This window comes from Pseudomonas sp. D3, from assembly GCF_029320995.1.
In the GTDB taxonomy this organism is placed as follows: domain Bacteria; phylum Pseudomonadota; class Gammaproteobacteria; order Pseudomonadales; family Pseudomonadaceae; genus Aquipseudomonas; species Aquipseudomonas paraveronii.
In genome coordinates this window covers 133,463-154,023 of sequence record NZ_CP119772.1, presented here as the reverse complement: position 1 = coordinate 154,023, position 20,561 = coordinate 133,463, and the positions used below count along the sequence as shown (strand labels likewise).

The 20,561-nt window shown below is 61.9% G+C and carries 19 protein-coding genes; 9 read left to right on the top strand and 10 right to left on the bottom strand.

The annotated features are described in order from the left end of the window. Positions 1-10: 10 nt before the first annotated feature. The 3 genes from P3S72_RS00695 to folE2 are packed head-to-tail and all read right to left on the bottom strand — an operon-like array spanning position 11 to position 2,432. Positions 11-877: a metal ABC transporter permease gene (locus P3S72_RS00695; RefSeq protein WP_276195538.1), complete on the bottom strand. Its 867-nt coding sequence runs from the start codon at positions 875-877 to the stop codon at positions 11-13. Further along, positions 877-1,545, bottom strand: a complete 669-nt coding sequence (locus P3S72_RS00690) for an ATP-binding cassette domain-containing protein (protein WP_276195537.1) — start codon at positions 1,543-1,545, stop codon at positions 877-879. Before P3S72_RS00690 ends, P3S72_RS00695 begins: the two co-directional genes overlap by 1 nt. Continuing rightward, positions 1,542-2,432 (bottom strand): GTP cyclohydrolase FolE2, encoded by an 891-nt coding sequence (folE2, locus tag P3S72_RS00685; RefSeq protein ID WP_276195536.1) that lies wholly within the window; start codon positions 2,430-2,432, stop codon positions 1,542-1,544. Before folE2 ends, P3S72_RS00690 begins: the two co-directional genes overlap by 4 nt. A 128-nt stretch (positions 2,433-2,560) precedes the next feature. Here folE2 and P3S72_RS00680 point away from each other — a divergent pair, with 128 nt between their 5' ends. Then, positions 2,561-3,763 carry an N-acetylmuramoyl-L-alanine amidase gene (locus P3S72_RS00680; RefSeq protein ID WP_276195535.1) on the top strand — a complete coding sequence of 401 codons (1,203 nt, stop codon included), beginning with the start codon at positions 2,561-2,563 and terminating at the stop codon, positions 3,761-3,763. Here the strand turns inward: P3S72_RS00680 and P3S72_RS00675 are convergent. Next, entirely contained in the window at positions 3,760-4,128 is a 369-nt protein-coding gene (locus tag P3S72_RS00675; RefSeq protein ID WP_276195534.1) for a glutamine synthetase, read from the bottom strand. The genes P3S72_RS00680 and P3S72_RS00675 overlap by 4 nt on opposite strands. 139 nt (positions 4,129-4,267) lie before the next feature. On the opposite strand from P3S72_RS00675, the gene zigA reads away from it, so the two are divergent. From zigA to P3S72_RS00660, 3 genes are read left to right on the top strand one after another with little or no spacing between them, the layout of a single operon-like run. Further along, a complete protein-coding gene (gene zigA / locus P3S72_RS00670; protein WP_276195533.1) occupies positions 4,268-5,476 on the top strand; it encodes a zinc metallochaperone GTPase ZigA in 1,209 nt (402 codons plus the stop codon). Further along, positions 5,476-6,120 carry a DUF1826 domain-containing protein gene (locus P3S72_RS00665; protein ID WP_276195532.1) on the top strand — a complete coding sequence of 215 codons (645 nt, stop codon included), beginning with the start codon at positions 5,476-5,478 and terminating at the stop codon, positions 6,118-6,120. The genes zigA and P3S72_RS00665 overlap by 1 nt, the downstream gene beginning before the upstream one ends. A gap of 44 nt (positions 6,121-6,164) precedes the next feature. Beyond that, positions 6,165-7,127, top strand: a complete 963-nt coding sequence (locus P3S72_RS00660) for a CobW-like GTP-binding protein (RefSeq protein WP_276195531.1) — start codon at positions 6,165-6,167, stop codon at positions 7,125-7,127. On the opposite strand, the gene P3S72_RS00655 is transcribed toward P3S72_RS00660, so the two are convergent. Then, positions 7,121-7,513: a DUF3301 domain-containing protein gene (locus tag P3S72_RS00655; protein WP_017850040.1), complete on the bottom strand. Its 393-nt coding sequence runs from the start codon at positions 7,511-7,513 to the stop codon at positions 7,121-7,123. The genes P3S72_RS00660 and P3S72_RS00655 overlap by 7 nt on opposite strands. Positions 7,514-7,630: 117 nt before the next feature. Between P3S72_RS00655 and pdxY the strand changes: the two genes are divergently transcribed. Next, positions 7,631-8,503, top strand: a complete 873-nt coding sequence (gene pdxY, locus P3S72_RS00650; protein WP_247402955.1) for a pyridoxal kinase PdxY — start codon at positions 7,631-7,633, stop codon at positions 8,501-8,503. Between the two features lie 130 nt (positions 8,504-8,633). Here pdxY and P3S72_RS00645 read toward each other — a convergent pair whose 3' ends face one another. Further along, the gene (locus P3S72_RS00645) at positions 8,634-9,119 is read right to left on the bottom strand and encodes an acyl-CoA thioesterase (RefSeq protein WP_276195530.1); all 486 of its coding nucleotides are present in this window, start codon (positions 9,117-9,119) and stop codon (positions 8,634-8,636) included. Positions 9,120-9,408: 289 nt separating this feature from the next. On the opposite strand from P3S72_RS00645, the gene P3S72_RS00640 reads away from it, so the two are divergent. Next, positions 9,409-11,160, top strand: coding sequence for a cation:proton antiporter (locus P3S72_RS00640; RefSeq protein WP_276195529.1), 1,752 nt, complete (start codon positions 9,409-9,411; stop codon positions 11,158-11,160). 74 nt (positions 11,161-11,234) lie between these two features. Here P3S72_RS00640 and P3S72_RS00635 read toward each other — a convergent pair whose 3' ends face one another. From P3S72_RS00635 to uvrD, 3 genes are all read right to left on the bottom strand, one after another. Continuing rightward, complete coding sequence (locus P3S72_RS00635) at positions 11,235-11,642, bottom strand: SMI1/KNR4 family protein (RefSeq protein WP_003213456.1); 408 nt, start codon at positions 11,640-11,642, stop codon at positions 11,235-11,237. A 134-nt stretch (positions 11,643-11,776) separates the two neighbouring features. Continuing rightward, the gene (locus tag P3S72_RS00630; RefSeq protein WP_276195528.1) at positions 11,777-12,646 is read right to left on the bottom strand and encodes a Tim44 domain-containing protein; all 870 of its coding nucleotides are present in this window, start codon (positions 12,644-12,646) and stop codon (positions 11,777-11,779) included. A gap of 189 nt (positions 12,647-12,835) precedes the next feature. Continuing rightward, entirely contained in the window at positions 12,836-15,019 is a 2,184-nt protein-coding gene (gene uvrD, locus P3S72_RS00625; protein ID WP_276195527.1) for a DNA helicase II, read from the bottom strand. A 279-nt stretch (positions 15,020-15,298) separates the two neighbouring features. On the opposite strand from uvrD, the gene P3S72_RS00620 reads away from it, so the two are divergent. From P3S72_RS00620 to P3S72_RS00610, 3 genes are all read left to right on the top strand, one after another. Next, entirely contained in the window at positions 15,299-18,172 is a 2,874-nt protein-coding gene (locus tag P3S72_RS00620) for an EAL domain-containing protein (protein WP_276195526.1), read from the top strand. A 162-nt stretch (positions 18,173-18,334) separates the two neighbouring features. Next, positions 18,335-19,201, top strand: a complete 867-nt coding sequence (gene hexR, locus P3S72_RS00615; RefSeq protein ID WP_276195525.1) for a transcriptional regulator HexR — start codon at positions 18,335-18,337, stop codon at positions 19,199-19,201. A 258-nt stretch (positions 19,202-19,459) separates the two neighbouring features. Further along, positions 19,460-19,657, top strand: a complete 198-nt coding sequence (locus tag P3S72_RS00610) for a hypothetical protein (protein WP_079444958.1) — start codon at positions 19,460-19,462, stop codon at positions 19,655-19,657. On the opposite strand, the gene P3S72_RS00605 is transcribed toward P3S72_RS00610, so the two are convergent. Further along, positions 19,587-20,561, bottom strand: coding sequence for a LysR family transcriptional regulator (locus P3S72_RS00605; RefSeq protein ID WP_276195524.1), 975 nt, complete (start codon positions 20,559-20,561; stop codon positions 19,587-19,589). The genes P3S72_RS00610 and P3S72_RS00605 overlap by 71 nt on opposite strands.

Sequence of the window (20,561 nt, the reverse complement as noted above, 5' to 3'; positions counted from 1 at the left end):
GGGAAACACCTCATTGGGATGACAGCAAGGGAGGGCGGCGCAGCAAGCCATGCACCGGACCGAAAACCACGGACAGCAGGTACCCACCACCAGCCACCAGCACAATCGCCGGGCCGCTGGGCAGTGAGTAATAGAACGACAGCAACAAACCAAGCCACACCGACAGGCAGCCCAGCACTGCCGATACCGCGATCAACACCGGCAAGCGCCGGCTCCAGAACCGCGACGCGATGGCCGGCAGCATCATCAATCCCACCACCATCAGCGCGCCGATGGCTTGGAAACCGATCACCAGGTTCAGCACCACCAGGGTCAAAAACAGCCCGTGGGCCAGCGGGCCGAGGCGGCTGACGGTTTGCAGGAACAGCGGGTCGAGGGTGTCCAGCAGCAGCGGTTTGTAGATCAGCGCCATGGCGACCAGGCTGAAGCCAGAGACCCAGAGCATGCCGGTCAAGGTGGTGTCGTCGACGGCCAGTGCGGAGCCGAACAATAGGTGCAGCAGGTCCAGGCGTTTGCCGGCAAGGCCGAGGATCAGCACGCCGGCGGCGAGGGAGATGGGGTAGATGGCGGCCAGGCTGGCGTCTTCGCGCAGGCCGGTGCGACGGGTGATCCACGCTGCCAACCCAGCCATGCTCAGGCCGGCGCCGAGGCCGCCAATGGTCAGCGCGGGCAGGCTCAGGCCGGCGAACCAGAAACCCAGGGCGGCGCCGGGCAGGATGCCGTGGGCGACGGCGTCACCGATCAGGCTCATGCGCCGCAGGATCAGAAACACCCCCAGCGGTGCGGTGCTGCAGGCGAGTACCAGGCCGCCGATCAGGGCGCGGCGCATGAAGATGAAGTCGACAAAGGGCAGCCACAGGTGCGCGGTGAGATGCATCAGGCCACCTGCATGTGCGGTTGCGGTCGGATCAGTTCTTTGCTCGGCCCGAACAGGCAGCCCGTGCTTTTGATCTGCACCACTTGCTGGGTGTGTTGACGCACGGAGGCCAAGTCATGACAGACCACGACCAGCGTGCGACCTGCGGCGTGCCAGGCGTGGATGTGTTTCCAGCACAAAGCCTGGCCGTCTTCGTCGAGTGCCGCGTGGGGTTCGTCGAGCAACAGCACCGGCGCGTCGGCCAGGCTCATGCGGGCGAGCAGGGCGCGTTGCAATTCGCCGCCGGACAACGCCATCAACGGGCGCTGTTCCAAGCCGCCCAGGCACCAGTCTTCCAGCACCGCCTGCAAACGCTGGCTGCGTTGCGGCGCACTGAGCTGCGAGCCCCAGAAGCCGGCGGCGACCAGTTCTTGCAGGCTGATCGGGAACTGACGGTCGAGGTGCTGTTGCTGCGGCAGGAACGACAGGCCGCCACGGCGTGGAATGTCCAAGGTGACTTTCCCTGCCAGGGGTTTTTGCAGGCCGGCGATGACTTTGAGCAGGCTGCTTTTGCCCGTGCCGTTGGCGCCGATCACACCGGTGAGGCTGCCCGTTTCCAGGCGCAAGTCCAGCGCAGGGGTCAGTGGTTGGCCAGGGGCGCCCCAGCGTAAAGCCGTACAGGTGATCATGCTGAGTGCCTCGTCCAGCGGCTTTCGGCCACGGCATCGTGCGCGTGCAGGCTTTCGGCGTGGATTACTTTGAGGTGGAAGGCTTGGACGGCATCCGAGCGTTTCAAGGCGAGGTTCAAGCGGCGGGCGGCGTCTTCGCAGAACATCAGGTTCTGCCCGTTGGCCAGGGCGAAGGCTTGTTCGTCCGCACGTTTTACCGCGGTTTGCACGGCGGTGCCGAGCGCGGCCTCCGCCGTGTTGATCAAATCGGTCAATGCCAGGTGCTCGCCGCGCAACTGGACGCGCAGTTGCGCGCTGCTGCGCTGGCTGTGGGGCGTGGCGACAATGCCATTGGCGCTGCCGAGCCAGGTCAGCACGTCGGCCTGCTGCAACGGTGTGTTGCCGAAGTCTTCGAGAAATTGCTGCTGAATCAACTGCCTGGCGAGGGCCGCTGAGCACGGACAGGTTGAGGAATAAGTAACGTCAATTTTTAGTTCCACGTGGAACATCTGGTTTTCCACACGCGCTTCGATGCTCACCGGGTAGCCTTTCCAGCCGGCCAGTGGACTGACCAATGCCGGGCGTTTGAGCAGCAGATCGGTGTGGATACGCAGGTAGGCGTTATTAGATAAACCTTCATGACTGTCGAGAAAACGCTGCAGTACCTTACGCAGAAGTGCCGGCGTCAATGGCTGCTGCTCGAGCCTCTCCAGCGCCAGGTACAGGCGTGACATATGAATGCCACGAGCCGTGCCGTCGTCCAGGCTGACGCCGGCGTCAGCAGTGGCGGCCAGGCGGTGGCCGTCGAGCAAAATGGGCAGGGCGATGCCGCACATGCCCACCCAGTCGAGCGGCAAGGCTTGGCGTGAAGCCTGCGCGGCGATATCCGGCAGAGTCAGCGCATTCATGAGCAGGTCCATCGTTGGCGATAAAAAGACATGTTATATTATAACTATTGAGTCGACGATGAATTTTCTGTTCTGGTCTTTTTTCAGTCATGTCGAGTAAGGACGCTCCTTTATCTGCGGTATTTGTCATGCACAGACGTCAGCTCCTTAACCTGCTCCTGGTCAGCCCGCTGTTCATCTTGCCCTTCACCGCGTCGGCCACACAGATTCGCAACGCCCGCCTGTGGCGCTCGGACGACAAGCTGCGACTGGTCTTCGACCTCAGTGGCCCGGTGAACTACAAGACTTTTTCCCTGACCGCGCCGGAACGCCTGATCATCGACCTGAGCGGCGCCGGGCTCAGTGGCGACTTCTCTCAGTTGGCCTTGAAGAACAGCGGGATCACCTCGATTCGCTCCGGGCACTTTGGCAAGGCGGATACGCGCATCGTGCTGGACCTCGCCACGCCGATGCAGCTCACCAGCTTTTTGTTGCCGCCCGGGGATGGGCAAGGGCACCGGCTGGTGCTTGATCTCAGCAGCGCCACTCAGGTTCCTCACCCGATAGCGGCCGCACCCAAACCGCCGGTCGACAGGGCGCACCCCAAGCGCGACATCATCGTGGTGGTCGATCCCGGCCACGGCGGCAAAGACCCCGGCGCTATTGGTTCCAAGGGCCAGCGCGAAAAAGACGTGGTGCTGTCCATTGCCCAATTGCTGGCCAAACGCTTGAAGCGCGAGAAAGGTTTCGATGTGAAGCTGGTGCGCAACGATGACTTCTTCGTGCCGCTGCGCAAGCGCGTGGAGATCGCCCACAAACACAACGCCGACATGTTTATCTCGGTGCATGCGGATGCGGCACCACGGATCACCGCGTCGGGGGCGTCGGTGTATGCCTTGTCCGAAGGCGGTGCCACCTCGGCCACGGCGCGTTTCATGGCGCAACGGGAAAACGGCGCCGACCTGCTGGGCGCCACCAGTCTGCTGAACCTCAAGGACAAGGACCCGATGCTGGCCGGGGTGATTCTCGACATGTCGATGAACGCCACCATCGCCTCCAGCCTGCAACTGGGCAGCTCGATCCTGGGTAGCCTGGAAGGCATCACCTCGTTGCATCAGAAGCGCGTGGAACAAGCCGGGTTCGCGGTGCTCAAGTCACCGGACGTGCCGTCGATCCTGGTGGAAACCGGGTTTATCTCCAATGCGCGGGACAGTGCGCGGCTGGTCACGGCGCGGCATCAACAGGCGGTGGCGGAGGGGTTGTTCGTCGGCCTGCAGCGCTATTTCCAGAAGAACCCGCCGGTGAACAGCTACATGGCTTGGGTCCAGGAACAGAAAAACAACCAGGCCTAACAGCCGGTCACGCGGCTGCAGGTGAACGTGGCGCTGGCGCCACCGGAGCTGGAAAACCGGTTGATCGTGGTCCAGCCCACGCGCCGCGTGTAGCCGACCCACGCCTCGCCGTCCGAGGCCAAGCCGGTGAAGAACGTCAGTTGCCCGTAACGGCTGTTGGTCTGAGCCCAGTGGCGCTGGCCGATCACTGCGAAACCACGCAAATACGTGGTGCTGCCGACCGTCGCCACGTTGTAGGCGTTGCCCAGTGGGTCGACGCAAGCCAGCAGGGTGGCGCTGCGCGTGCAGTTCGCCGACAGGCTCGGTACTTGGGCGCAGGCTTCGGCCGTGATGAACAACAGCAGGCTGCACAGTAGATATTTCATAGGGTTTCTCGACGTAGACAGGTGCCAGCATTGCCCCGTTGGTCATGATGGGCAAGCGGGGGATTGGCTTATTTGTATTGTTATAATATAACATTAAATACAGCCCGGCTTAAGCGGGCGATCTGATGAGAATGACCTGATGCCCAATCGCCTTCCCGTTACCGTGTTGTCCGGCTTTCTCGGCGCCGGTAAAAGTACGCTGCTCAACTATGTCCTGCGCAATCGCGACAACCTGCGGGTGGCGGTGATCGTCAACGACATGAGCGAAATCAATATCGACGGCGGCGAGGTGCAGCGCGACGTCACCCTCAACCGCGCCGAAGAAAAGCTGGTGGAGATGAGCAACGGCTGCATCTGCTGCACCTTGCGCGAAGACCTGCTCGAAGAGGTCGGAAAACTCGCCAGGGAAGGTCGCTTCGATTACCTGCTGATCGAATCCACCGGCATCTCCGAACCGTTGCCCGTGGCCGAAACCTTCACCTTTCGCGATGAAAACGAGCAGAGCCTGGCCGATGTCGCGCGGCTGGACACCATGGTCACCGTGGTCGATGGCATGAACTTCCTGCTCGACTACCAGGCCGCCGAAAGCCTGGCTTCACGCGGCGAAACCCTCGGCGAAGACGACGAACGCTCAATCACTGACCTGTTGATCGAGCAGATCGAATTTGCCGACGTCATCTTGATCAGCAAGATCGACCTGATCGGCCGCCACGAGCGTGAGGAACTGATGGCCATCCTCGAACGCCTGAACGCCCAGGCGGAAATCATCCCGATGGTCATGGGCGAAGTGCCGCTGAACAAAATCCTCAACACCGGCCGCTTCGATTTCGACCGCGCCGCCCAGGCCCCCGGCTGGCTGCAGGAGCTGCGCGGCGAGCATGTGCCGGAAACCGAAGAGTACGGCATCGCCTCTACGGCTTACCGCGCGCGCCGACCGTTCCATCCGCAGCGCTTTTTCGCGTTTATCGACCGCCCTTGGGTGAACGGCAAACTCCTGCGTTCCAAGGGTTTTTTCTGGCTGGCCAGTAAGCATCAGGACGCCGGCAGTTGGTCCCAGGCTGGGGGCTTGATGCGCCATGGCTTTGCCGGGCGTTGGTGGCGCTTTGTGCCGAAAAGCCAGTGGCCGCAGGACGAAGAAAGCGTCGCGGCGATCATGGGCAATTGGCAACCGAGCAGCGGCGACTGCCGCCAGGAACTGGTGTTCATCGGGCAGAACATCGACTTCGCGCAGATGCGTGACGAGTTGGACGCCTGCCTGCTCACCGATGCAGAAATGGCCCAGGGCGTCGACGCGTGGTCCTTGCTGGCCGATCCTTTTGGCCCTTGGTATGAAGAGGCGGCCGCCTGATGCTGGCACCGCTCATTCCCCTGCGCCCGGTGATCCGCCAGACCTGCGGCGACACCCCGCTGACGCTGTCCGAGATCCTTGAAGACGGCGTCAACCTGGCGCTGTGGCAGCGCCAACTGCCGTTGCACATCGCCGAATTCGGCGTCTTGCTGATGGCGCTCAACGAAACGTTGGCCGAGTCGCTGGTCATCGAGTTGGGCAGCGAAGACGCGGTGCCGAACGTGCAGGGTTTAGCCGCAAATTGCTGTGATCTTGAAGGTTATGAAGGGTTTATCGCCGATGTGTCGTGGCTGGTCAGCGCGTTTGCCTGCCTGCTCGGCGCCCGGCGTATCGGCGTGCGTTTGCGCTTGCTGGACAAAGCCATGTGCCCGCGCTTTCACGTCGATCATGTGCCGGTGCGGCTGATCACCACGTATGCCGGCATCGGCAGCCAATGGTTGCGCGAAGGCGTGATGGACCGCCGCCAGTTGGGCCACGCGGATGCCGAGCCCAGCGAGCGTATCGAGCAGATTCACTGCGGCGAAGTGGCGTTGCTCAAGGGCACGAAGTGGCATGGCAACGAAGGGCACGGGCTGATTCACCGTTCGCCGTCGCTTAAAACCGGTGAACGACGGTTAATTCTGACGCTGGATTGGCTGGCATAACCGCGTAGGATCAAACGCTCTACACGGCCTGAATGATGCCCTCTATGCTTCAGAACATTCCCACCCATGTGATTGCCGGCCCCTTGGGCGCCGGCAAGACCAGCCTGATCAAACACCTGCTTGCCCAACGCCCGGCCAACGAGCGCTGGGCGGTGTTGATCAACGAATTCGGGCAGATCGGCCTGGATGCGGCCTTACTGACCCAGGCGGATGACGGCATTGCCCTGGGCGAAGTGGCGGGTGGCTGCTTGTGTTGTGTGAATGGTGCACCGTTCCAGGTCGGACTTGGCCGCTTGCTGCGTAAGGCCAAGCCGGACCGCCTGTTTATCGAGCCCTCGGGGCTCGGGCACCCGGCGCAGGTGCTCAAGCAATTGCGCGAGGTGCCATGGTTAGGCGTGCTGGCGGTTCAGCCTTGTGTGCTGGTGCTGGATGCGCAAGCCCTGGCGGCGGGCAAACCCTTGCCTGACGCACAGCGCGAAGCACTTACCAGCGCCGGCCTGTTGGTCCTGAACAAGGATGAGGCGCTGGACGGGGCACAGCGCAAGGCGATCGAACGGCAGTTACCCGAGGTTCCGGTTTACTGGACGCGTCAGGCGCAATTGCCGTTGCAACGCTTGCCAGGCCTGAATGCGCGGGCTGCCGTGGCTGTGGATAACTTCGTGGCACCCAGAGGCTTGGCGCAAATGCACGCTGTGTGGAGCGACCCCACGCTGCCGATCTGCTTGAGTCAGGCCCAGGAGGGCGGCTGGAGCATTGGTTGGCGCTGGCATCCGAGTCAGTCATTCGATCGCCGGCGGCTGGCACAATGGCTGGCAAGCCTTGATTGGCGCCGCGCCAAACTGGTTATCCACAGCAGCGACGGCTGGATCTCCGGCAACGCGGTGGATAACCGCCCACTCGTCTGGCAACCCAGCGAATGGCGGCGTGATTCGCGTATCGAATTGATTTTCAGCGCGCCACAGGACGTGGCCGCGCTACAGCAAGCGCTCGCAGCCTGCCGTCATTGACGGTGCTTGGCGTGGTCCTGGCGCCACTGGCTGAGTTCGATCACGTCGGCGCTGGGCAGCGGCGTCTTGATCTCGAACGGGTACGGCGCCAGTTCGATCTGTGCGCTGTGGGCGCCGAACTGGGTGATGGTCCCGGGGTGGCGGGTTTCGCCGGTCACAGTGAATTCGAAATTGTAGATGCGCGCCAGGCGCCGCCGGCCTTTGGCATCCTTCACAAAACCGATGCGTTTCAATGCCACGGCACCGTCGAGCAGCTCGATATCGAGCTTGGCGCAATGCTGTTTGACCCGCTCCAGCGCACGCTCGCGCAGGCCGTGGTTGTGCCATACCCAGGCGGCGCCGGTCGCCAGCAGCATCAACACGAAGATGTTTCCCAGGGTCAGCATGCGAAAAACTCCAACAAAGTGAGAGCAGCTTAACTGTGTCGCTGGTCTGTCGTACAGGCTGCGTTTGGTCGCATACTGCGCGACCAGAATTTCAATGGTTTTACGGAAATCTCCCGCATGAAACGCACACCTCATCTGCTTGCGATCCAGTCTCATGTGGTCTTTGGCCACGCCGGAAACAGCGCCGCCGTTTTCCCCATGCAGCGGGTCGGGGTGAACGTGTGGCCGCTCAACACGGTGCAATTTTCCAACCACACCCAGTATGGCCAGTGGGCGGGTGAAGTGTTAGCGCCGCAGCAGATTCCAGCGCTGGTGGAAGGTATTGCGGCCATCGGTGAATTGGGCAATTGCGACGCCATACTCTCCGGCTACCTGGGCAGCGCGGCCCAAGGCCGGGCGATCCTCACCGGCGTTGCGCGCATCAAGGCGATCAATCCCAAGGCTTTGTACCTGTGCGACCCGGTGATGGGCCATCCGGAAAAGGGCTGCATCGTTCCGCAGGAAGTCAGTGATTTTCTGCTCGACGAAGCCGCCGCCATGGCCGACTTCCTGTGCCCCAACCAGTTGGAACTGGACAGCTTCGCCGGACGCAAGCCGCAATCGCTGTTCGACTGCCTGGGCATGGCCAAAGCCTTGCTGGCACGCGGGCCCAAGGCCGTGCTGGTCAAGCACCTGGATTACCCGGGTAAGTTGCCGGATGGCTTTGAAATGCTGCTGGTGACGGCCGACGGCTGCTGGCACCTGCGTCGGCCGCTGCTGGCGTTTCCCCGGCAGCCGGTGGGCGTGGGCGACCTGACGTCGGGGTTGTTCCTGGCGCGGGTGTTGTTGGGCGACAGCCTGCTGGCTGCTTTCGAGTTCACCGCAGCGGCGGTGCATGAAGTGTTGTTGGAAACCCAGGCCTGCGCCAGTTATGAACTGGAGCTGGTACGTGCCCAGGATCGTATTGCCCATCCCCGTGTGCGCTTCGAAGCCACGCCGATCGACCTGTAATTACACAAAACCCAATGTGGGAGGGGGCTTGCTCCCGATAGTTGTGTGTCAGTCAATGCATATGTGACTGAACCACCGCTATCGGGAGCAAGCCCCCTCCCACATTTTGATTGGGTTTGCAGTCCGGGACTTACAGCGCGTCGGCTTTGATTTCCTGGTAGCGCTTTTCCAGCTCCTGGCGAATCTGCCGGCGTTGCTGCGCCTGCGCAAACCGGCGGCGGTCTTCGCTGTTGTGCGGTTGCAGTGGCGGCACGGCGGCGGGTTTGCGCTGGTCGTCCACGGCCACCATGGTGAAGAAGCAGCTGTTGGTATGGCGCACGGAGCGCTCGCGGATGTTCTCGGTCACCACCTTGATGCCCACCTCCATTGAGGTGTGGCCGGTGTAGTTGACCGATGCGAGGAAGGTCACCAGCTCGCCGACGTGGATCGGTTCGCGAAAAATCACCTGGTCCACCGACAATGTCACCACGTAACGCCCGGCGTAACGGCTCGCGCAGGCGTAGGCCACTTCGTCGAGGTATTTGAGCAGGGTGCCGCCGTGGACATTGCCGGAAAAGTTGGCCATATCAGGGGTCATCAATACCGTCATCGACAGTTGGGCGTTTCCGGGTTCCATAGCTCACTCACGGGTTAGGCATTGGTTGGGGTGGCACCTCTGCGGGTGCTGGGGTCTTTGCAGCGCCCTCCCTTACGGGACGCCGGTGGGCGGCTTGCCGTCACGCCTGCAGCGATCTGTTTCCATATATTGCACCGGCTTTGCGGCGGAAGTGGTGGTGTTAACCTTCAAAAGTCCTTCTCGGGGCATTTCTTACGATAAAGGCAGACTTTTCCTTCCGCTCTTTGCGAAGTTTCAAAGGCGCGGGGGACGTGGGAAAAGCGCCAGTACCCTCAAGGAGCCCCTCGCCATGCACGCCATCAGCTTTATCCAGGATCTGGCCGTGATCATGCTGGTGGCCGGGGTCGTGACTATCCTGTGTCATCGCCTCAAGCAGCCGGTGGTGCTCGGTTACATCGTCGCCGGCTTCATCATCGGCCCCCACACCCCGCCGTTCGGCCTGATCCACGATGAAGACACGATCAAGACCCTCGCCGAGCTGGGTGTGATCTTCCTGATGTTCTGCCTGGGCCTGGAGTTCAGCCTGCGCAAGCTGTTCAAGGTGGGAGCCACGGCGTTTATCGCGGCCTTCCTGGAAATCGTCCTGATGATCTGGATCGGCTACGAGATCGGCCGTTGGTTCGACTGGAACACCATGGACGCGCTGTTCCTCGGCGCGATCCTGGCGATCTCCTCGACCACCATCATCGTCAAGGCGCTCAACGACCTGAAGCTGAAAGACCAGCGCTTCGCCCAACTGATTTTCGGCGTGTTGATCGTCGAGGACATCCTCGGCATCGGCATCATTGCCTTGCTGTCGAGCATCGCCGTCAGTGGCACGGTCAGCTCCGGCGAGGTGTTCTCGACAGTGGGCAAGCTCTCGCTGTTCATGATTGTCGCGCTGGTCATCGGAATTTTGCTGGTGCCGCGCTTGCTGGCCTACGTGGCCAAGTTCGACAGCAATGAAATGCTGCTGATCACCGTGCTGGGCCTGTGTTTCGGCTTTTGCCTGTTGGTGGTCAAGCTGGAATACAGCATGGTGCTGGGGGCGTTCCTGATCGGCGCGATCATGGCCGAATCGCGCCAGTTGATTAAGATCGAGCGCCTGATCGAACCGGTTCGCGACATGTTCAGCGCGATCTTCTTTGTCGCCATTGGCTTGATGATCGACCCCCAGATCCTGCTGCAATATGCCTGGCCGATCGCGGTGATCAGCGTGGCCGTGGTGCTGGGCAAGATGTTGTCCTGCGGCCTGGGGGCATTTATCGCCGGCAACGACGGGCGCACATCGTTGCGCGTAGGGATGGGGCTGTCACAGATTGGTGAGTTTTCCTTCATCATCGCTGCGCTGGGGATGACCTTGCAGGTGACCAGTGACTTCCTCTATCCAGTAGCGGTGGCGGTGTCGGCGATCACCACGTTGCTTACCCCGTACCTGATTCGCGGCGCCGACCCGTTGTCGTTGAAGATTGCCGCCGCGATGCCCAAGCGCATGAGCCGGGTGTTCGGCATGTACGGCGAATGGCTGCGCAGTATTCAGCCCCAGGGCGAAGGGGCGCTGCTGGCGTCGATGATCCGCAAAATCGTGCTGCAAGTGGGGGTGAACCTGGCGTTAGTGGTGGCGATCTTCTTTACCGGCAGCTACTTCGCGCTGCGTATCGGCGGGTATCTGGAGGGCTGGATCAGCGATCCGAGCTGGCAGAAGGCGTTGATCTGGGGCGCGGCGTTACTGTTGTCGCTGCCGTTCCTGATTGCGGCGTACCGCAAGCTCAAGGCGCTGTCGATGCTGCTGGCGGAGATGAGCGTCAAGCCGGAAATGGCCGGGCGGCATACCCAGCGCGTGCGTCGGGTGATCGCCGAGGTGATCCCGATTTTGTCGCTGCTGGTGATCTTCCTGCTATTGGCCGCCTTGTCGGCCAGCATTCTGCCGACCAACAAGTTGCTGGTGCTGATCGCCGTGGTCGCGGCGGCGGTGGCGGCGGTGCTCTGGCGGTGGTTCATCCGCGTGCATACGCGGATGCAGGTCGCCTTGCTGGAGACCCTGGATAACCATAAGGATTGAGGGGTTAGACGGGGGCTGGTTCGCAGCCCAGCGCGAGCAAGCTCGCGCGCCCCAACACGCTCGCAGTGCGGGTGTCAGCTTTCCAGCCAGACGTCCCGCGCCCAGTGCCACACCGATTCCCAGGTTTCTTCGGTGACGAGTTCTTCTTCGCCGGACCACAGCACCACGGTGCCGTCTTCTTCGACGCAGTAGTAGTCGTCGCCGTCCTGGCAGATTGGGATCATGCTGCGGTCAACGCCTGCATCCCAGGCGTTGGCCGCCACATCCGGCAGGTAGGTGTGGGACTGCGGGTCGGTGACGGTTACCGGCTCCAGGCTGCCGTACACCACGTCGCTGACGGTTAGCAGGAATTCGCGGAAGACAAACGGGATGTCGATGAACAGCTGTTCTTCGATTTCCACCAGTTGGTCTTCGTCAGGCAGTTCCAGAGGAACCGGAACCGGTTCGTTGGCTTCACGCAATTGTTCGATAACTTCTTCCACGGCCGGGATCCTCGTGCTAAATGGCGCGGTTTATAGGGGCGTTTTATACAGTAGCTCGCTATAAGTGCAACCGTGAAATAGAAAACCCCGGAACATGTCCGGGGTTTTGCTTACGGCTTGCTCAAGCGCTGGCATCAGCCGTTCTGGCGGATACCGGCGACCAGCCAAGGCTGGTTCTCGCCTTGAGGACGTTCCATGTTCCAGCTTTCGCTGAACACTTCGCCCTGGTCGAAACGCGAGGTTTTCGACACGCCGCTGAACGTCAGGGTGGCGATGGTCTTGTCGGCGCGATCATCCACACCTTCCAACTGTACGCGCAGGTCGTCGATGTAGGTCGACTGGAACGCATCGCCCAGGTCGGCGCGTTCGCGCTTGAGGAACTCCAGCAGTTGCGGGGTCACGAACTCGGCGATCTTGTCCATTTCGTTGGCGTCCCAGTGCTGCTGCAGGGACTGGAAGTGGCTGCGGGCCGCTTCGACGAAACGTTCTTCGTTGAACCAGGCCGGTGCATTGATCACCGGACGGGCGGCGGCAGGCGCTGCCGAACCACCGAAGATCGAACCTGCGGCTGGCTTTTGCTCGAACACTTCACGCTGCATCGGCGCGCCGGCTGGAGCCATGTGCTCCTGCTGCTTGCGACGACGGGCGGCGATAAAACGGAAGATCAGGAAGGCGATGACCGCCATGATCAGGATGTCGAAGATCTGCATGCCCTGGAAGCCGCCGCCCATGAACATGGAGGCGAGCAAGCCACCGGCGGCGATACCGGCCAGCGGGCCCAACCAACGCGAAGCACCGCCGGCCTTGGCCGCAGCGCCAGCGGCACCGGCCGCGCCTGCAGTGGCGGCAGCACCGCCGACACCGGCGGATGGGGCCATTTGGCTGGTCTGGTGAGTCGGTGCCGAGCCCATGCTTTTGCCGCCACCGAAGCGCTTGGCGTTGGCGTCGAGGCTCATCGTCAGGCCGATGCACAACGCCATGGCGATGCTAAGAAAACGTTTCATAAAGGGAATTCCCATTTGTGGATTGCACGCGCGCCATGTTGCACAGGTGTGGTGACAGTGGCTAGCGACATAATGTTTCGGGCTTTTGCGTAAGACCGATCCAGAATGGTCTGTAGGACTTGTTACGGATATTGGCCCGCCCGCCTTAAAAACAAGGGCGGGCCAATAACCTTCATGTTTAAAAGTGTTTCAGACGGCTTCGAGTTTCGCGTAACCCATCATCAGCCACTTGCTGCCCTCGGCAAAGTTTACCTGCACCCGTGCCTGGGCGCCGGCGCCTTCGAAGTTGAGGATCACCCCTTCACCGAAGATCGCGTGTTTGACCAACTGGCCAAGGCTGAACGGGGTTTCCGGGATCTCGGAACCTGCAAACAGGCTGCTGGAGTTCTGCTGCTGGCCCCCACCGAACGGGCGGCTGACGCTGTTGGACAGGCGCACTTCCTGGATCAGACCCTTCGGCACCTCACGCACGAAGCGCGACACCTTGTTGTAGGTCTCGCTTCCGTACAGGCGGCGGGTCTCGGCGTAGGTCATCACCAGGTTCTGCATCGCCCGGGTAATGCCCACGTAGGCCAGGCGGCGTTCTTCCTCAAGGCGGCCGGGCTCTTCCAGGCTCATCTTGTGGGGGAACAGGCCTTCTTCCATGCCCACCAGGAACACGTAAGGAAACTCCAGGCCCTTGGCGCTGTGCAAGGTCATCAGTTGGATGCTGTCTTCATGCTCATCGGCCTGGGTATCGCCGGCTTCCAGCGACGCATGGCCGAGGAACGCGGCGAGCGGGGTCAGCTCTTCATCGGCCTCGGTGTTTTCAAATGCGCGGGCGGCGCTGACCAGTTCCTCAAGGTTTTCGACCCGGGCCTGGCCTTTCTCGCCTTTTTCCGCTTCGTGATAGGCAATCAGCCCGGACTGCTCGATCACGGTCTGGGTCATCAAATGCAGGGGCATTTCTGCGCACTTGGCCGTCAGGTTTTCGATCAGCTCGACAAACACCCCCAACGCCCCGGCGGCACGGCCGGTCAGGCCTTTGTTGGCGATCAGCAAGCGCATGGCTTCCCACATCGACACATCGGCATGGCGGGCATGGTCGCGAATCGCTTCAACGGTTTTTTCGCCGATGCCACGGGCCGGGATATTGATCACCCGCTCCAGCGCCGCATCGTTGCCACGGCCTTCCAGCAAACGCAGGTAGGCCATGGCGTTCTTGATTTCGGCGCGCTCGAAGAAGCGCTGGCCGCCGTAAATGCGGTACGGGATGCGCTCGCGCAGCAAGGCTTCTTCCAGCACCCGCGATTGGGCGTTGGAACGGTACAGAATCGCGATGTCGCTGCGGGCCAGGCCGGTTTTCAATGCGCTTTCGATGGTTTCCACCACGTAGCGCGCTTCGTCGTGCTCGTTGAACGCCGCGTACAGGTTGATCGCTTCGCCTTCGCCGCCGTCGGTCCACAGCTCTTTGCCCAGGCGCCCGGTGTTATTGGCGATCAAGGCGTTGGCGGCCTTGAGGATACCGGCGGTGGAGCGGTAGTTCTGCTCCAGGCGGATGGTGACCGCGTCCGGGAAGTCTTCGGAATACTGGTAGATGTTCTCGATTTTCGCGCCGCGCCAGCCGTAGATCGACTGGTCGTCGTCGCCCACCACCATCAGGCTGTCGCCGCCCTTGGCTAACAGGCGCAACCAGGCGTACTGCACGGCGTTGGTGTCCTGGAACTCGTCCACCAAGATATGCCGGAAGCGTTTCTGGTAATGGGCCAGCAGGCCGGGGTTATCGCGCCACAGGTAGAGGGCGCGCAGCAGCAACTCGGAGAAGTCGATCACGCCGGCGCGCGCGCAGGCGGCCTCGTAGGCTTCATAAATGCTGCGCATGGTGGCCAGGAACAAATCGCCGCTGGCCTGGATATGTTGCGGGCGCAGGCCTTCGTCTTTCTGGCCGTTGATGAACCACTGGGCCTGGCGCGCCGGCCAACGCTGTTCGTCGAGGCCCAGCTCGCGGATCACGCGCTTGACCAGGCGTTGCTGGTCATCGCTGTCGAGGATCTGGAAGGTCTGGGCGAGGCCCGCTTCCTGCCAATGCGCCCGCAACAGGCGGTGCGCCAGGCCGTGGAAGGTGCCCACCCACATGCCGGCCGGGCTGATGCCCATCAACTGCTCGATGCGGTGGCGCATCTCGGCAGCGGCCTTATTGGTGAAGGTCACCGACAAGATGGAATGCGGGGACGCGTTCTCGACCTGGATCAACCAGGCGATACGGTGCACCAGCACTCGGGTTTTACCGGAGCCAGCACCGGCCAGGACCAACTGACGGCCAACGGGGGCCGCTACGGCCTGGCGTTGGGCATCGTTGAGGGAGTTCAGCAAAAGGGAGAGATCATCGCGCATCGGCGCATTCTATGGCCCGCGGGGGAGTGGGGCAAATCCCAATGCCGGGTGGTCGACGGAAAACATCCATGGCAATCCTGGACGGGTGGGCATTCTGGCGGCGCTGATGACCGGTCGGTCATGGGCCGCAGGCCGCGCAGCGCCTCGCTCAAGCTGTCTGGCCCCGAGGTTTGCGTGGCACGCCCCGGTGGTTTTTATGACGCGCAGCAGTTTGGCCCAGGCGCTTGCTTGTGTATGCTCCGTCGACGTTTCGGGCTCACCATTATAAGAACACCGCCTATGACCCTTAGCACCGACCTGTTTGGCCCCACGGCGGCGCCCGCGCAGGTTATCCGAAAACACTACGCTACCGAGATGGCGGTCGAACGCACGCGCCTGCTCTACCAGGGTTCGCTGCTGCCGACCTTATTGATGCTGGTCAACGGCCTGGTCTGCGCCTGGTTGATCTGGAACCCCAAACACTACCTACTCGACAGCATCTGGCTGGTCTGGCTGCTGGCGCTGGTGGCGTTGCGCGTGATCCAGGTGGCCGCCTTTGACTCGGCGATGCCCAGCCGCCAGGCCCAACCGATCTGGCGGCGCATGTTCATGCTCGGCTCAGCGGTCAGCGGCCTGACCCTGGCCACCGCCGCCATTGCCCTGGTGCCAGCGGACAGCTTTATGCAGCAGGCTTGGGTGTTCGGCCTGATCGGCGCGGCGACGTTGTCCGCCAGCGTCGCCTATGCGGTGAGCCTGTCGGCGTTCCTGTCATTCGCGCTGCCGTGCCTGGTGCCGGCCATCGTCTATCTCTTCTGGAACGGCGCCGAGCAACAACAGGGGTGGGGGGTGCTCGGCCTGATCCTGCTGGGGTCTTTGAGTGTGGTGGCGTGGCAGGTCAATCGCCTGATCCAGCACGGGCTGTTGCGGCGCTTTCAAAACCAGGCGCTGATCGAGCATTTGCAACAGGCGCAGCAGCGCAGTGAACAGTTGAATCAGGACCTGGTGCGCGAAGTCGAGCAGCGCCGCCAGGTTGAGCAGGAACTGCGTGAAGCGCAAATCGGCCTGCAGGACCGCGTGGCGCAACGCAGCCAGGAGTTGGACGCCGCCAGCCTGGCGCTGAATAAAAGCGAAGCGCGCCTGGCGATGGCGCTGCAAGCCAGCGAATTGGGCCTGTGGGACTGGAACCTGCAAACCGATGAAGTCCACCACACCCAGCTCAAGGAGCTGTTCGGCCTGGAGCCCGAGTACGTCACGGCGATGCTCAGCCACCTCAAGCCGCGCCTGCATCCCGACGACTTGCCGCTGCTCAAGCGTGCGCTGGTGGAGCACCTCAAGGGCCGCAGCGAGGATTATCAGGTGGAATACCGGGTGCGCCATGGCGATGGCCATTGGGTGTGGATCGAAGACCGTGGCCGCGCCGTGGAGCGTTCGCGCAGCGGTCGCGTGACCCGCATGCTTGGCACGCGCCGCGACATCAGCGCGAGCAAAGTGTTGGAAGAACAGCAACGCTTGGCCTCGACCGTATTCGAAGCGGCCAGCGAAGGTATTGTGATTCTGGACCCGGACTACGCGCTGATCGCCGTCAACCAGGCCTTCAGTCGGGTCACCGGCTTTGATATCGACGACATGCTCGGACGCAATGTGGTGGAGTTGCCGTGCAGCCGCGATGCCCGGCGGCATTTCCCGGTCATCCGCCAGGCGCTGCTCAGTCACGGCACCTGGCAGGGCGAGTTGGTAGAGACCCGCAAGAATGGCGAGCTGTACCCGCAGTGGCTGCAACTGAACGTGGTGCGCGATATTCGAGGAAACGTCAGCCATATCGTGGGCTTCTTCGCCGATCTATCGGCGCGGCGTGAATCCGAGGAGCGTATGCGCTACCTCACGCACTATGACGAGTTGACCGGCCTGGCCAACCGCTCGCTGTTTCGTGAACGGCTGCGCGAAGCGCACCAGCGGGTGCGGCAAGGCGGGCGCAGTCTGGCGTTGCTGCATATCAACCTCGACCGTTTCAAGTTGCTCAACGACAGCCTGGGCCATGACGTCGCCGACCAATTGTTGCAAAAAATGGCGCGCCGACTGATCAACGCCTTGCCCGAAGCCGACACCATTGCGCGTTTGTCCGGGGATGAGTTCGCCGTGCTCTTCGATGCCTACGGCAACCTCTCAAGCCTGGCGCGCGTGGCCACGCGCCTGCTGGCCAAGTTGCGCGTGCCGGTGACGGTGGACGGGCATGAATTGGTGGTCAGCGCCTCGATGGGTGTCAGCCTGCTCCCGGATAATGCGCGGGAAATTTCGGCGTTGGTCAGCCAGGCGAACATGGCCATGCAGCACGCCAAGCACTTGGGCGGGAATAATTTTCAGTTCTACACCGACAGCCTGCAAGCCAGCACCCTGGAGCGTTTGCAGCTGGAAAACCAGTTGCGCAAGGCCCTCGACGAGCATCAGTTGTCGGTGTTCTACCAACCGAAATTGTGTTTGGCCACCGGCAAGCTGAACGCCGCCGAGGCGTTGATTCGTTGGGAGCATCCGCAGTGGGGCATGGTGCCGCCAGGCGACTTCATCGGCCTGGCCGAAGAAACCGGGCTGATCGTGCCGTTGGGCGAGTTCGTCCTGCGCCAGGCCTGCTGGCAGGCCTGTGAGTGGCAGCGTCAGGGGCTGGCGCCGATACGCGTGTCGGTGAACCTGTCGGTGCATCAACTGCGTCAAGGCAAGCTGGTCAGCCTGGTCCGCCAGGTGCTGGAAGAAACCGGCCTGGACCCGCAATACCTTGAGCTTGAGCTGACCGAAAGCCAGTTGCTCGACAGTGTCGAGCACATCATCGCCACCTTCCAGCAACTGCGCGACCTGGGGGTGAAGTTGGCCATCGACGATTTCGGTACCGGCTACTCGTCTCTCAGTTACCTCAAGCGCATCCCCGTGGACTACGTGAAGATCGACCAGACCTTTATCCGCGGCCTCGGCCAGGGGCGGGAAGACGCGGCCATTACCCGCGCGATCATCGCCATGGCCCACGGTTTGGCGCTCAAGGTGGTGGCTGAAGGGGTGGAAGATCAGCAGCAGTTGGATTTCCTGCGTGGGGAGCATTGCGACGAGGTGCAGGGCTACTTGATCAGTCGGCCGATGGCGGCCGAAGGGCTGGCAGAGTTGTTACGAAAAAATGCAGATTTTTCCTAGGGACGTGCCTTCAGCCTTTGTGGCTACAACTTGGCTGCCCTTAGATTCAAAGGGCAGCAGGGCGATTTAGTGATGCATCGGACGGGCAAAACGGCAATTCTTGTAGTATAACTACAAACTTGCTACATCCCTGGCATTGGCCAACAACAAGAGTCCTGTCCTTTGAACCTGTTGCAACATATCGCCCAGTCGCGCCACCTGTTACGCAAATCGGAACTCAAGGTTGCCGACCACGTGCTGCTTGACCCTGCGGCCGTAATGCACAGTTCCATGGCTGACCTGGCCCACAGCGTGGGCATCAGTGAGCCGACCATCGTGCGCTTCTGCCGCGCCATCGGTTGTTCCGGCTTCCAGGACCTGAAACTCAAACTGGCCCAAAGCCTGGCCGCCGGCGCGAGCTTCGGTCAGTTTGCGATTCACGAAGACGACTCTGTCGCTGACTACAGCCTCAAGATCTTCGACACCACGCTGCACACCCTGATGGACGTGCGCGAGAAGCTCGACCCGGTGGAGCTGCAGAAGGCGGTGACGGCGATGTCCCAGGCCCAGCGTGTCGAGTTCTACGGTTTTGGTGCGTCGGGTGCGGTTGCGGCCGATGCCCAGCACAAGTTCTTCCGACTGCTGCTGACGGCGGCGGCCTACAGCGACCCGCACATGCAGGCGATGTCGGCCGTGACGTTGAAGCCGACCGACGTAGCCATCTGTATCTCCCAGTCCGGCCGCTCCAAAGACTTGCTGATCACCGCCAACCTGGTGCGTGAAAGCGGCGCCACGCTGATCACCCTGTGCCCGAGCCAGACGCCGTTGGCGGAACTGTCCACTATCAACCTGGCGATCGATGTTCACGAAGACACCGAAATCTACACCCCGTTGACCTCGCGCATCGCCCACCTGGTGGTGATCGACGTGCTGGCGATGGGCGTGGCCATGGCGCGCGGGCCGAGCCTGGTCAACCACCTCAAGAGCGTGAAGCGTAGCTTGCGCAGCCTGCGTCTCTCGCCCAAGTCCGTTAAAGCCCTCGACGACTAAGCGCCATACAGCGATCCAAATGTGGGAGGGGGCTTGCTCCCGATGGCGGAGTGTCAGTCACTGAATGCTTTGACTGAACCACCGCCATCGGGGGCAAGCCCCCTCCCACATTAGGTTCGGTGGTGTGGAGCAAGCTCCCTCCCACATTTGCATTTCTTGCCTGCCCAGAAGATTCATCGTCCTGTCATCCCCGCGCCGCCAAACCGTCATCCCCCACGCCCATCCTGAACTCCCCGCACTCGCATTGGGAGACTCCAAATGGCCCGGCCCTACGAAGATAGCAACAGCTCCGTCAAGACCCGTCGTCAGCAGGAAGACCAGCGCCGCATGGCGTTCCGTCGCGCAATCGAAGACCGCTGTGATCAACGCCAATTGCTGCAAAGCATCACGGACTACCCGGAACTGCACTGGCAGGCACCCGCGGCTGCCCAGCGAAGCGCTCAGCCAGCACGCTGATCTGCACCCGCTCGCTGCGGATAAAGCCCAGGAACGCATGGGCCACCGGTGACAGGCGCTTGGCCTTGGCCTGCACCAGGCACCAACTGCGGTACAGCGGCAGCTCTTCCACCGGCAGCTCCTTGAGCCCGCCGGTGGCCAGTTCCAGGTTCAGGGCGTGGCGCGTCAACAAGGCCACGCCCAACCCGGCCACTACGCACTCACGCTGCGCCTCGGCGGAGGCGACTTCCACCGTCTGGGTGAAGTGCACGCGTTTTTCCTTGAAGTATTCCTCGCACGCCAGCCGCGTGCCGGAGCCCGGTTCGCGCAGCAGCAGCGTGTAAGGCTCCAGGTCTTTCAGGCGCAGCGGCCCCTGCAGGCTCAAGGGGTGGTCGGGCGGCGCCACGGCGACAATCGGATTGTTGAGGAACGGCAGGAATTCGAGGCCCATGTCCTGGGGCACCATGGACATGATCACCAGGTCATCACGGTTGTCCGACAGTCGGCGGATCACTTGGGCGCGGTTGACCACCGTCAGATGCAACTGCACCTCAGGATGCAGGCGCTTGAACGCGGCAAACAGGTGCGGCACGAAGTACTTGGCGCTGGATTCCACCGCCAGTTTCAACTGACCCTGCAGCGAGCCTTGCATGTCCGACAACTGCATATCGAGGTTTTCCAGGCGCCCGAAAATATCGCGGCTGGCCCGTTGCAGGGCTTCGGCCGCCTCGGTCATGTAGAGCTTCTTGCCGACGTAATCGAACAGTGGCTGGCCGATCAGCTCTTCCAACTGGCGAATTTGTAGGCTAACGGCCGGTTGGGTTAGGGACATTTCCTCAGCCGCACGGCTGTAGGAGCGCAAATCACACACCTCATTGAAAATCTGAAGTTGACGTAATGTCAGCCTCATCAATGACTTACGCAT

Coding starts and splice junctions, on each gene's coding strand:
- P3S72_RS00695 (WP_276195538.1), bottom strand. CDS start 877: ATGCATCTCACCGCGCACCTGTGGCTGCCCTTTGTCGACTTCATCTTC.
- P3S72_RS00690 (WP_276195537.1), bottom strand. CDS start 1,545: ATGATCACCTGTACGGCTTTACGCTGGGGCGCCCCTGGCCAACCACTG.
- folE2 (WP_276195536.1), bottom strand. CDS start 2,432: ATGAATGCGCTGACTCTGCCGGATATCGCCGCGCAGGCTTCACGCCAA.
- P3S72_RS00680 (WP_276195535.1), top strand. CDS start 2,561: ATGCACAGACGTCAGCTCCTTAACCTGCTCCTGGTCAGCCCGCTGTTC.
- P3S72_RS00675 (WP_276195534.1), bottom strand. CDS start 4,128: ATGAAATATCTACTGTGCAGCCTGCTGTTGTTCATCACGGCCGAAGCC.
- zigA (WP_276195533.1), top strand. CDS start 4,268: ATGCCCAATCGCCTTCCCGTTACCGTGTTGTCCGGCTTTCTCGGCGCC.
- P3S72_RS00665 (WP_276195532.1), top strand. CDS start 5,476: ATGCTGGCACCGCTCATTCCCCTGCGCCCGGTGATCCGCCAGACCTGC.
- P3S72_RS00660 (WP_276195531.1), top strand. CDS start 6,165: ATGCTTCAGAACATTCCCACCCATGTGATTGCCGGCCCCTTGGGCGCC.
- P3S72_RS00655 (WP_017850040.1), bottom strand. CDS start 7,513: ATGCTGACCCTGGGAAACATCTTCGTGTTGATGCTGCTGGCGACCGGC.
- pdxY (WP_247402955.1), top strand. CDS start 7,631: ATGAAACGCACACCTCATCTGCTTGCGATCCAGTCTCATGTGGTCTTT.
- P3S72_RS00645 (WP_276195530.1), bottom strand. CDS start 9,119: ATGGAACCCGGAAACGCCCAACTGTCGATGACGGTATTGATGACCCCT.
- P3S72_RS00640 (WP_276195529.1), top strand. CDS start 9,409: ATGCACGCCATCAGCTTTATCCAGGATCTGGCCGTGATCATGCTGGTG.
- P3S72_RS00630 (WP_276195528.1), bottom strand. CDS start 12,646: ATGAAACGTTTTCTTAGCATCGCCATGGCGTTGTGCATCGGCCTGACG.
- uvrD (WP_276195527.1), bottom strand. CDS start 15,019: ATGCGCGATGATCTCTCCCTTTTGCTGAACTCCCTCAACGATGCCCAA.
- P3S72_RS00620 (WP_276195526.1), top strand. CDS start 15,299: ATGACCCTTAGCACCGACCTGTTTGGCCCCACGGCGGCGCCCGCGCAG.
- P3S72_RS00610 (WP_079444958.1), top strand. CDS start 19,460: ATGGCCCGGCCCTACGAAGATAGCAACAGCTCCGTCAAGACCCGTCGT.
- P3S72_RS00605 (WP_276195524.1), bottom strand. CDS start 20,561: ATGCGTAAGTCATTGATGAGGCTGACATTACGTCAACTTCAGATTTTC.